The sequence below is a fragment of the Bellilinea sp. genome, assembly GCF_053501535.1.
Genome location: NZ_JBRCOK010000003.1, coordinates 20,539 through 32,222 on the forward strand (window position 1 = coordinate 20,539; position 11,684 = coordinate 32,222).

11 protein-coding genes are annotated in these 11,684 nt (G+C 52.2%); 7 read left to right on the plus strand and 4 right to left on the minus strand.

Annotated features, from left to right (window positions below):
* The first annotated feature begins 56 nt into the window (after positions 1 to 56).
* From ACWIZX_RS00200 to ACWIZX_RS00210, 3 genes are all read left to right on the plus strand, one after another.
* The gene (locus ACWIZX_RS00200; protein WP_322792367.1) at positions 57 to 689 is read left to right on the plus strand and encodes an FHA domain-containing protein; all 633 of its coding nucleotides are present in this window, start codon (positions 57 to 59) and stop codon (positions 687 to 689) included.
* 114 nt (positions 690 to 803) lie between these two features.
* On the plus strand, positions 804 to 2,132 hold the full coding sequence (locus ACWIZX_RS00205) for an AI-2E family transporter (RefSeq protein ID WP_448334423.1): 1,329 nt from the start codon (positions 804 to 806) through the stop codon (positions 2,130 to 2,132).
* Positions 2,133 to 2,180: 48 nt separating this feature from the next.
* Positions 2,181 to 2,378, plus strand: a complete 198-nt coding sequence (locus ACWIZX_RS00210) for a hypothetical protein (protein WP_322792365.1) — start codon at positions 2,181 to 2,183, stop codon at positions 2,376 to 2,378.
* On the opposite strand, the gene fdhF is transcribed toward ACWIZX_RS00210, so the two are convergent.
* Genes fdhF through nuoF form a run of 3 tightly spaced genes read right to left on the minus strand, consistent with a single transcriptional unit; the run spans position 2,379 to position 7,040 of the window.
* Entirely contained in the window at positions 2,379 to 4,541 is a 2,163-nt protein-coding gene (fdhF, locus tag ACWIZX_RS00215; protein ID WP_448334424.1) for a formate dehydrogenase subunit alpha, read from the minus strand. It abuts the gene before it with no gap.
* A 33-nt stretch (positions 4,542 to 4,574) separates the two neighbouring features.
* Positions 4,575 to 5,300 carry a 2Fe-2S iron-sulfur cluster-binding protein gene (locus ACWIZX_RS00220; protein ID WP_322792363.1) on the minus strand — a complete coding sequence of 242 codons (726 nt, stop codon included), beginning with the start codon at positions 5,298 to 5,300 and terminating at the stop codon, positions 4,575 to 4,577.
* A gap of 21 nt (positions 5,301 to 5,321) precedes the next feature.
* Positions 5,322 to 7,040 carry an NADH-quinone oxidoreductase subunit NuoF gene (nuoF, locus tag ACWIZX_RS00225; protein WP_448334425.1) on the minus strand — a complete coding sequence of 573 codons (1,719 nt, stop codon included), beginning with the start codon at positions 7,038 to 7,040 and terminating at the stop codon, positions 5,322 to 5,324.
* Between the two features lie 108 nt (positions 7,041 to 7,148).
* Between nuoF and mobA the strand changes: the two genes are divergently transcribed.
* Positions 7,149 to 7,754 (plus strand): molybdenum cofactor guanylyltransferase, encoded by a 606-nt coding sequence (mobA, locus tag ACWIZX_RS00230; RefSeq protein ID WP_322792361.1) that lies wholly within the window; start codon positions 7,149 to 7,151, stop codon positions 7,752 to 7,754.
* Here the strand turns inward: mobA and fdhD are convergent.
* Entirely contained in the window at positions 7,736 to 8,566 is an 831-nt protein-coding gene (fdhD, locus tag ACWIZX_RS00235) for a formate dehydrogenase accessory sulfurtransferase FdhD (RefSeq protein WP_448334426.1), read from the minus strand. The genes mobA and fdhD overlap by 19 nt on opposite strands.
* 112 nt (positions 8,567 to 8,678) lie before the next feature.
* On the opposite strand from fdhD, the gene ACWIZX_RS00240 reads away from it, so the two are divergent.
* The 3 genes from ACWIZX_RS00240 to ACWIZX_RS00250 all read left to right on the plus strand — a co-directional run.
* Complete coding sequence (locus tag ACWIZX_RS00240; RefSeq protein WP_448334427.1) at positions 8,679 to 9,737, plus strand: NBR1-Ig-like domain-containing protein; 1,059 nt, start codon at positions 8,679 to 8,681, stop codon at positions 9,735 to 9,737.
* Between the two features lie 28 nt (positions 9,738 to 9,765).
* Positions 9,766 to 10,842, plus strand: coding sequence for a bifunctional phosphoglucose/phosphomannose isomerase (locus ACWIZX_RS00245; protein ID WP_448334428.1), 1,077 nt, complete (start codon positions 9,766 to 9,768; stop codon positions 10,840 to 10,842).
* Between the two features lie 32 nt (positions 10,843 to 10,874).
* Positions 10,875 to 11,684: ABC transporter transmembrane domain-containing protein (locus ACWIZX_RS00250; protein ID WP_448334429.1), on the plus strand; the 810-nt coding region annotated here is incomplete at its 3' end.

An 11,684-nucleotide genomic window follows, 5' to 3' on the forward strand; every position in this document is an offset into this window, starting at 1 on the left:
ATCCCTTCTCAATCGGGCTACACTATGGATAGTTCAATCGCCAAGGAGATAAGAAGATGGCTGCCCGATATCAACTGGTACTCAAATCTGGGCCGAATGCTGGTCTTACCTACCCTTTGGAAGGGGATTTAATTTCCATTGGGAGAGATGCCAGCAACATGCTGGTCGTCAACGATCCCGAAGTTTCGCGCCGACATGCCCGTATTTACCGGCAGGGGGAGCGGTATTTTATTGAGGATCTTGGATCAACCAACGGGACGGCAGTCAACGGTATGAGGTTGCAGGCTGCCCACGCTCTGCAGGCGGGGGAACTGATCACCTTAGGGGAGAATACTCACCTTCTGTTTGAGGCGAGCGAGCTTGATCCGGATGCAACCATAGCAGCCGTCCGCAGTTCGTTGATGGAGGAAGAGGCTGAACCTGCCCCGGCATATGAGCCGGTGATGACTTCCCCCCCGCAGATGCCGGGCGGTTTCAGCGGTCAGGTCGCCCAACCGGCCGCAGGGGTGAAAAACGTCAAACCTGCCAGGATGAAACTTTCTCCACTGGTCATCGTATTAATCATACTTGTGGTGGTGCTTGCCTGCGGGTGCCTTGCATTTGCAATTTTTGATGCTTTGAATTTGTATTGCACTGCCCCATTCAATACAATTACCAATTTGTTTATACCGGGTGCGTGTCCTCCCTGATAGAGAGGTGTTTAATTCTTCAGCCTTTTCCAGAATGGTTGGGAAGGGCCTTGCGAAGATTTAATGGCTTGCTCTGGTACAATTGATTTAGAGCCTGATAATGGATTTTGGTCAATGAACGACTCGTTGCAACCCTCAACCTCCCCGCGTTGGAGCGGCACAACCAAACTGGTGGTAGCCCTGACGACGGTTGCCATTCTGGCAGGTTTATTAATCCGCTTCCGCCAGATTGTCGGGCTGTTGCTGGTTGCCTTCATTCTGGCCTACCTGCTCTACCCAATAACGAATTTTCTCCACCAAAAATTACGGCTCTCATGGCGGTTGGCCGCTTTGATTGTGTTTGTGCTGGTGCTGTTGGGGTTGTTATCCCTGCTGACCGTCAGCGGATTGGCGCTTTTTGAACAGGTGCAAAATCTGGTACGGTTTTTGGATACCCGCATCCGTGATTTGCCGAAAATTATTGCCGATCTAACCGCGCACCCGATTGAAATTGGCATCTTCGAAATTGATCTGGCGCAGTATGACCTTCCCAGTCTGGCAAGTCAGCTGCTGGGAATGGTGCAGCCAATTCTTTCAAACCTGACAACAATCATTGGAAAACTGGCCGCCAGCGCGGCAACAACCATTGGATGGTTGTTTTTTTCGGTTTTAATTGCTTACTTCATCCTCAATGACTCGGGTGGCGTTCGAGAACGCTTGATTAATTTACAGATTCCGGGTTACAGTGAAGATGTTGCCCGCTTTGGCAGAGAATTGAACCGCATCTGGAACGCATTTTTACGCGGGCAGATGATTATTTTTCTTATAACCGTGCTCGTTTATATTCCTCTTTTGGGTGGGTTGGGGGTGAGTTTTTATGTGGGCCTTGCCTTGCTGGCCGGGCTTGCCCGCTTTGTCCCTTATATCGGACCGTGGGTTACATGGATTACTTATGGCCTGGTTTCCTATTTACAGGGAAGTACCATCTTTGGCGTTGAACCATGGGTGTATGTGATCATTGTTTTGGGTTCAGCCATTGTGATTGATTTTATTCTGGATAATTTTTTAGTCCCGCGTTTGATGGGCAGCGCTTTGAATATTCACCCGGCTGCAATCATGGTTGCAGCATTGATTTTTGCCAATCTGTTCGGCCTGATTGGGGTATTGCTGGCCGCGCCGGTAACTGCCACCGTAAAACTGATTGCCAATTATGTTTTCCGTAAAATGTTCGATCTCGACCCATGGGAAGGTATGGAAAAAATTGCCGACCGCGAACCAAACGCCATGGCAAAGTGGATCAGTCAGTGGTTTGGCAATTTATTTGCGCGGATCAATCGGCGGTTTCAAAAACAGTTTCCCAATGGTATCCCCATAATCAACTGGCTTGAGGAGTTCCGCAACTGGCTGGGACGTGCCTTGCAAAAGAACATCCCACCGCAAAAAAAACCGAACTCCCGCAAGTGAAATAAACGACCTGCAGGTTCTAAAAACCAATCAACAAGGAGAGATGAAATGAGCAGTGCCATGGACCCGAAAACCGAAACAATTGCCGAAACCGAAAACTACATGGCGTGGCAGGCTGAAGAACCGGATGGGGAAACCACCTACCATCTGGAATTAAATAATGTAACTCTGCACTTTTTCACGGAGGAGTGGGAGGAATTCTTGCAGCTGGCGCGGGCTATTATCCGCGATGCAGACGGGCGATAGTTAATACCTGCCGCGGGGTTGGGATTCAACCGCGGCGGTTAATTCCTCATCGCTTGCCGGCGTAACACGCACCACAGCAGCTTTGTATTCGGGAATCTTTGCCTGCGGATCCACCGCATCGGTTGTCAACAAATTGGCGGCGGCTTCCCGAAAATGGAAAGGAATGAAAACTACCCCAATGTTGGTTTTGGTGGTAACTTTTGCCCTTAAGACGATCGAACCGCGTCGTGAGGTAACCCGCACGGGACTGCCATCCCTCACACCTAAACGGGCTGCATCGGCCGGGTGAATGTCCATCAGGGCTTCGGGGAATAAATCATCCATCCAGGAATGGCGGGTGAGTGTGCCGCCGTGCCAGTGTTCCAACACCCGCCCGGTGCTTAAAACCAACGGATATTCTTCATCCGGCATTTCGGCGTTGGGGGTATATTCAAGGGGGTGGAACTTTGCCCTACCCCGCGGAAAACGCTCGCCGTACAGGTAGGGGGTGCCGGAGTGATCCAGCGTTGGTACCGGGGTTTGCAAGCCGACTTTTTCAATTCGATCATAACGAATTCCGGCATAATCCGGCACGTAACGCGCCATCTCTTCCAGAATTTCAGAAGGGTGACGGTAGTTCCAGTAGGCTGAGTGCGCACGGTTCAAACGATTTTCAACCCGTTTGGCGAGGTCGCAGATGATTTCCCAGTCCGGGCGGGATTGACCCCGCGGAGGAATCACTTGCCGTACGCGCTGAACGCGCCGGTCGGTGTTGGTGAAAGTTCCGTCCTTTTCTGCCCATGAGGTTGCCGGCAGAAATACATCCGCAAATGCGCCGGATTCGTTGATGAACAGGTCTTGCGCTACCAGAAATTCCAATTCCTCCATTTTCTTGCGGGTGTGGTTGAGATTGGGTTCGGACATCATCGGGTTTTCGCCCATTATGTACAGGGCGCGTACTCCGCCGGGATGTACTGCTGCCAGAATCTCGGTGGTGGTCAAACCCCGCTGGCGGTTAAGACCACCCGGCTCAATGTGCCAGGCTTCTTCCCAGCGGCGGGCGTTTTCTTCGTTGTCCACAGCCTGATAGCCGGGGTAATGCCATGGCATGGCGCCTGAGTCGGAAGCGCCTTGCACATTGTTTTGACCGCGCAGGGGGTTCAGGCCAGTCCCTTTACGCCCAACCTGACCGGTTAACAGGGCCAGATTGATCAAACTCAACGCGTTAGCCGTGCCATGTGTGGATTCGGGAATGCCAAGCGCCCAAAATATTGCGCCGTTGCGGGCAGTGGCATACATGCGGGCGGCCTCAATGATCAATTGACGGTCAACCCCCGAAATCTGCTCGGCAAATTCAGGGGTGAATTTTTCCATCGAGGCTGCAAAGGCTTCAAAATTTTCGGTGCGTTGCTCAATGAACTGGCGGTTATACAGGTTTTCTTTGAGGATGACGTGTGCCATTGCCGAGAAGACCGGCACATCGCTTCCCGGCCGTATGGGCAGGTAAAGCGTGGCGTAGTTCACCATCTCGATGCGGCGCGGGTCAACCACAATCAATTTAGCCCCATATTTTTGCACAGCGGCTTTCATTTGCAAGGCAATGATGGGGTGATTCTCGGTTGGATTCGATCCGGTCAGGATAAAAACATCGCAATCTTTTACTTCGGCTGCCGTATTGCTCATGGCTGCCGAGCCGATGGCCATTTGCAGGGCAACCACACTGGCGGCGTGGCACAAGCGGGTGCAGTGATCCACGTTGTTGGTGCGAAAAACCGCGCGGAAGAACTTTTGCAGCAGGTAGTTATCTTCATTGGTAGCTTTTGCGCAGCAATACACTGCCATGGCATTCGAGCCGTCGCGCTGGTAAATTTCCACCAGCCGATCGGCAGTATAATCCAACGCTTCATCCCAGCTGACCTCACGCCATTCTGAGCGGTCGAAGGCCTGGGTGCGTTGTCCGGGTTTTTGTGGCTGCTTGCGAATCAGAGGGGTGGTGATGCGCTCTTGATTGTAAATAAAATCAAATCCAAAGCGGCCTTTAACGCACAAATTGCCGTGGTTAACGACCGAATTAAACGGTGAGGTGACTTTGTAGATAAAATCATCGCGCACATGCAGTTCCAAATTGCAGCCAACGCCGCAGTAAGGGCAGGTCGTTGGGACAACTTTTTCTGCTTTCAGCATGGCAACCTCCAATCGGATTTGACCGCAAAACCGTTATTCCGTACGAGCAGCGGCTTCTTCCCGCCTTTTGCGGCGCTGACGCTGACTGCGTGTCAGGTTCATGATGTCGTCGGGAGTGTAGCCCATTTCCAGCAACCATTGACGCTTGGGTTTCAGTGCGCCGGTGGGGCATACTCCCACACACTGCCCGCAAAACACACAGCTTGATTCCGGCATGGAAATTTCGTAAAAAGTGCTGATCTGGGTTTCATACCCGCGCCCGGAGAAGTTAATGGCAAATGTGTATTGGGCATCTTCCGCACAAACCTGAACACAGCGCCAGCACAGGATACATTTGGCGTAATCGCGAATGTACATCGGGTTATCGTCAATGACAGGCGGATGCCTGACTTCAGCATCCGGGAAGCGGTGGGAATCAGAATGATATTGCTGGAGCATGGTTTGAATTTCGGGCGCTTCGCTTAAATCCACACTGGATGCCAGCATTTCCAGAATGGTGCGGCGCGAGCGCAGGACGCGTTCGCTGCGGGTATAAATAACCATACCGTCGTGCACCTGTGCAACACAGGCCGGCTGGAGCGTACGCGCTCCCTCCACTTCAACCACACAAATTCGGCACAAGCCGTTGGCGGTACAGTAATCATGATAACAAATCGTTGGGATGTCTATTCCCGCCTGTCGGGCTGCCTGCAAAATGGTGCTGCCCGCCTGCACCTGCAGGGTTTGCTGGTCAATGGTAATGCGGATGGTTTCACTCATTGGATTACCCTCCCGTGCTTTTCAGACGGGTTGAAAGAGGTGAGGAAAATGTTTCATTGCGCTCAGGATGGCGGAGGCGGCGGTTTGCCCCAATCCACACAGAGAGGAGTCGGTCATCGTCCAGCCCACATCTTGCAGGCGTTCCCAGTCATCTTTTTGAACCTCACCTCTCGCGATGCGTTCCATAATTTCAAATTGCCGCTGTGTGCCTATTTGACAGGGATAGCACTTACCGCAGGATTCCTCAACGAAGAAGCGCGCCAGGCGCAGGCAAATGTCGCGAAGGTCGCGGGTTTCATCGAATACGGTGATCACACCGGAACCGAGGGGTAAACCGGCTTCTTTCAAGTCCTCAAAGGTCAAGCGCACATTCAGGTGATCCGGTGTGGCAAAGGCACCGGCTGCCCCTCCAAACAGAGCCGCCTGAAAACGGTGACCGGGACGGACGCCGCCCGCTAAATCATACAGCAAGTGATGAAACGGCACGCCAAAAGGGATTTCATACAAACCGGGACGCACTACGTCGCCGGAAAGGCAGAACAATTTGCTGCCGGGTGATTTTTCAGTGCCTAATTTACGGTAGTGGGCGGACCCTTTGCGAATGATAATCGGGACATTGGCAAGGGTTTCTACATTGTTGATGACCGTAGGTTTACCAAACAGCCCATAAGTGGTTGGAAAGGGAGGTTTTAACCTTGGGAAGCCGCGTTTACCTTCGATGGATTCAAACAATGCGGTTTCTTCACCACAGATGTAAGCGCCCGCACCACGCCGAATTTCAATTTCAAAATTGAAGTCGCTATCCAGAACGTTATTGCCCAGAAAGCCGGCTTGGTGGGCATCTTCTACAGCTTTGTTCATTGCCTGGTAGGGCAGCAGGTATTCGCCCCGAATGTAGACATACCCTTTCTGTGCGCCAATGGCATAAGCGGCGATGAGAATGCCTTCCAGTATACTGTGCGGATCATCTTCCATCAGGACGCGATCCTTGAAAGTGCCGGGTTCGGCTTCGTCGGCATTGCAGACGACATATTTGACCTCTCCAGGAGCGTTTGCAGCGGCCTCCCATTTCAAGCCGGTCGGAAAGGCTGCGCCGCCGCGTCCAACCAGTCCAGCGGCTTTGATTTCCTCAATGACCTGTCGCGGCGGCATGTTGAGGGCCTTACGAAGTGCCTGATAGCCGCCCAAATCCAGATATTCGGATAGCTCGACCGTATGTCCCAAACCACAATTTGCGGTAAGGATGGAAACGGTCCCACCCAGCATGCTGGAGGGACGTTCTCCCTTACCACTGACCAGCTCCTGCCAGGTTTGCCGGTTGGCTCTGGCAACTGGCTGGCCTTGAATGAGGACGGCCGGAGCGTGTTCGCACAATCCCAGACAAGGCGCCATCTCAACGGTAAGGGATAGAGGTGAATCGATGGCTGGAGCACTCTCTTGCTGAAAACGAATTTGTTTGAATAACGCTTCGGAACCGGCCAGTGCGCAAGCCGGGTCGTTACAAATGTGAATGACGGTTTTACCGACTGGCTGGCTATAAAACAGCGAATAAAATTCAATGACGCCGTAAACATCGGCAAGCGGTACATTCAAAGCCTGCCCGATGGCTTTCGCAGCGGCCTGGGGAATGTAACCGTAAAGTTGCTGGGCATCGTGAAGGGCAGGTAACAGGGCAGTTCGTCCCTGTGGTTGATATTCTTCCAAACGTTGGAGAAGCGGACTTAAATCCAGATTGGACATTGGTTCTCCTTGTTGGCGGCAGGTTTAAGAAAGTGGAGCGGGTTACGGTGAAGTTGGCAGGGAGTACAGGCCAGATAATTCCTACCAAACAGGTTATAATTATTATACATGAAGTTGACGGTTGTAGTTCAAGCAGGTGGTCAATCCAGACGAATGGGGAGCAACAAAGCTTTATTGCCTTTCTTGGGCAAGCCGTTGATTCAGCGTGTCATTGACCGCCTCAGACCGGTTGCTGAGGAAATTCTGATCACATCCAACCGACCTGAAGACTTTGAATTTCTCAACCTGCCGGTGTTTAGCGATTTTCTCCCCGGTTATGGAGCGCTGGGTGGCCTGCTAACGGCGCTGACGATTTCCAGCTCACCTGTGACTGCGGTGGTTGCCTGTGATATGCCGTTCGTCAGCGCGGATTTGCTGACCTATCAGGCCGAAGTATTGGTCAGTGGCCATTGGGATGCAGTTGTTCCTAAAAGCGAAGTCGGTTTTGAACCGCTCCATGCCGTATACCGCACCCAAAACTGTCGGCAAGCAGTGCGGCAGGCGATCGAAAAGGGAGAAAGAAAAATGATTGCCTGGTTCCCCGCCACAAAAGTATACTTTATTGAAAAAGAGGAACTCGCTCAATTTGATCCCCATGGGCGAATTTTCTTGAATGTCAACACGCAGGCGGAATTTCACGCCGCTGAACAAGTGGCTCAGGCTGAAACTGGATAAACGGATGGTTGTTGCTCGGTGATGCTTTCGGGAAAGGTTATGCCGACCCGCTGGGGGTGGGTATAAAGGTTAAATTGATTGCGGCGGGCATAGCCGATCAGCGTGATCCCGTATTGTTCGGCGAGTTGAATGGAAAGTGATGTTGGGGAAGTGCGCGAGATCAAAATAGCGGCTCCTATCCGGGCGGCCTTTTGCAGCATCTCCGAACTGATGCGGCCGGTAGTCAGTAAAATCCGACGGGTGGGTTGAAGGGATTGCCTTATCAATTTGCCGGCAATTTTATCCAGTGTGTTATGCCGGCCAATATCTTCGGCAATGGCCATGATTGCTTCGCCATCCGTCAACATTGAGCAGTGCACCCCGCGTGTTTGGCGATATAGGGTCTGTGAATCGAACAACTGCTCCATCCATCCTAACAATTTTTCTGCCGGAAATACATCACCGTTGGTGATGGGTTGGGTGCGTTGCTGGGCAGTTTCGCTGGTCATTCCGCCAGTGCAGCCGGAGGTTTTGCGCCAGTGGAGGGGTTTTTCAACCGGGTGGTTCAGCCATACATCCACATTATCGCCATGATTGCAAGGGCGAAGAATTTCAATTTCCTGGATGCTTTGAATAATTCCTTCGTTGAACAGGAAACCGACGGCTAAATCTTCCAGTTCCATAGGGGTACACATCCATGAAAGCCAGAAGATTCCATTGACCGTCAGGCTGACACTGGCTTCGGAAATAACACGGCCTTCCTCAACCAGAGAGGTGACCCCATTTCGATATTGAACATAACGTACCGGCTGTACGGAGGTTGGTTTCGTCATTCGGATACCTGTACCTGTTACAAACAATAAATACTGGACTGGTGTTCTCTTATTTTACTTGATTATTTGAAATCTGTGCGAAGCCCGAATTCTTGGTAGAATTGGACATGCCATGAGGAAGGTTTGGGTTCAGTTTTCTGGCTGTCTGCCGATTAAATTTCTTCTGCCATTCTTTATTCTGGTCAGTTTAGCTGCCTGTAATTTCCCATTGGGCAGCCCCGCACCCTTCTTTGACCCGACTTCCTTTGCCCAAACAGCAGAATTTCAACTGACACAAATTGCCGCAAATGTGGCGACCATGGTAGGTGCCAACCTCACCCAACCGGCCGTAACACCTACACCTATCGTCATCACGCTTACCCCTTCACCAATCCTTTCCTTTACTGCCGCACCCCCCGAATCTTCCTGTGATCGGGCTGGCGCAGGGGCAATTCTGGATGTTACTTACCCGGATGACTCCCGTTTGCTGCCGGGACAGCCGTTCACCAAAATCTGGCGGCTGGTCAACCGCGGCTCCTGTCCGTGGAACAGGGATTATCAGGTGGTGTGGTTTTCCGGCGACCGATTGGGGACAAGTTCCTCGCAGCCTTTACCCGGCAAGGTTGACCCCGGTGAGAGCGTGGATATTGCAGTGGACATGCTGGCTCCCCAACAACCCGGTTTATATACCAGTTACTGGATGCTGCGAAATCCGGAAGGGAAACTGTTTGGGATTGGGCCGGGCGGAAATGCTCCGTTTTGGGTGCGGATTCAAGTCGTTGCGGTGTATACCCCGACGCCAACTTCAACTCCGACCATGACACCCACTCCGATGATTCTGGCAAGCGGCAGGCTCGAACTGCAGCCGGGGCTGGGTGTTGATCTTGACAGCGGAGAGGTGACGGATGATGAGGGGGTGGATTTGAGACTGATCCAATCGGAAGAAGGCAGCTTCTGGTTTGAAGTGGATGAGAATGCCGGCCTGATGATTTTTGGGGAGGTAGCGCCTTCCTTGAACGATTGCCGCAGTGCTATTTTCTCAAGCACCCGGATCAGTGTGGAATCTTTGTCGGAAGGACTCAACCTGTGTTATCGAACCAATGAAGGTCTGCCCGGAAGTATGAGAATGGTATCTGTATCCCAAGCGCCACTGGTCATGCGATTCGATTTTGTAACATGGTTAATCCCATGATTTTATCCCCAAAACTAATGCGGAGAACATGATGAACAGCCTGGATGATTTTCAAAAATTTTCTCAATTCGATCCTCAAAATATGCTGGGGGAGATCAATGGTTTACCCTCCCAGCTGGAGCAGGCCTGGGAACTGGGTAATCAACTTCCCGTTCCACCGGTTGGTGAAATTCGGCAGGTATTGATTGCCGGGATGGGGGGGTCGGCCATTGGCGCGGATCTGCTGGGGGCCTACCTCGAACCACTCGGCCGGGCAGTTTTTGTGGTTCAGCGGGATTACACCCTACCGGCGTGGGCAAAATCAAAATCTACTCTGGTCATTGCCTCGAGCCATTCCGGGAACACGGAAGAAACCCTTTCGGTTTTTGAACAGGCCATTGAAGCAGGTTGTTCGGTGGCAGCCATTTGTACCGGTGGCAAACTGGCTGAATTGGCGCAAAACAAAGGGATTCCCCTGTGGCAGTTTAAGCACGAGGGACAGCCGCGGGCGGCAGTCGGATTCTCTTTTGGGTTGTTGTTGGCCATGTTGAGCCGTTTGAATTTATTGCCCGACCCGGCGGATGAGTTGAAAGATGCGATCCAGGCGATGCGCGATCAGCAAAAGAGCTTGCTGGCGGAAATTCCTGTCACCAGCAACCCGGCAAAACGATTGGCCGGTCAATTGATAAACCGCTGGGTGGTGATCATGGGATCGGGGTTTCTGGCTCCAGTTGCCCGGCGCTGGAAAGGTCAGATCAGCGAGATTGCCAAGACCTGGGCGCAGTTTGAATTTCTACCGGAGGCTGATCACAATACGCTTGCTGGCGTGGAAAATCCGGCCGAGATGCTCAGTAAGACGATGATCATCTTTCTGCGGGCAAAACTGGATCATCCCCAAAACCAGCTTCGCAGTGACCTGACCCGTCAAACCTTCATGCTGGCCGGTTTGGGAACCGATTATTTTGAAGCCAAAGGTGAAACCCGCCTTGCCCAAATGTGGACAACCCTCCATTTTGGGGATTATGCTTCGTATTATCTGGCGATGGCTTATGGTATTGATCCAACCCCTGTGCCGGCAATCGAATCGCTGAAACTGGCAATGAAGCACGCTTCCCTTCAAAAGTAATTCTTAACGATTCAAGCCGAAATGGAAGGTACATGAAACTGGATAAGCGGCTGCTTGGTCTGCTGGCGGCAGAACGCTGGTACCTGATCCTGATTGGAATTTTCAGCCTTGCCGCGGCGGTGTTGATTATCCTGCAGGCGCGTTTGTTGAGCGGGATATTAAATGCTGTCTTTTTGGAAGGTGCGGATTTAGTCAAAGTAACGCCGTTGCTGACCGGTCTGCTGCTGGTGGGCATATTGCGGGCAGGCGCAGGGGGAGGGATGGAAGTCATCTCCGGCTGGCTGGCAGTGAATGTCAAGGACAAAATCCGCCGCAGGCTGTTTGACAGGCTGCTGGCAGCCGGTCCGGTCTTCATCCAGCGCGAAAACAGCGGCGAAGTGAGTAATACTTTGACCAACGGCGTCGAAGCATTGGATGCCTATTATTCGCAGTATCTTCCCCAACTGGCAATTTCCGCTATTACGCCGCTGGCAATTCTGCTGGCTGTTTTTCCGCTGGATTGGCTTTCAGGGCTGGTGTTTTTGCTTACTGCTCCGCTGATTCCCTTTTTCATGGTTTTGATCGGCAAGGGCTCTGAAAGTGTAACCCGCCGGCAATGGCAAGCGCTGAGTCGCATGAGCGCGTTCTTTCTGGATACCTTGCAAGGATTGAAGGAACTCAAACAGTGGAATCGTTCTCAGGAGCATACCCATCGGATTGGTAAAGTTGCGGAAGATTACCGCCGCACGACGATGAGCGTTTTGCGGGTCACGTTCCTTTCAGCCTTGGTGCTGGAACTGGCGGCAACCATCAGCACTGCGGTCATTGCGGTTCAAATTGGACTGCGTCTGCTGTATGGCTTG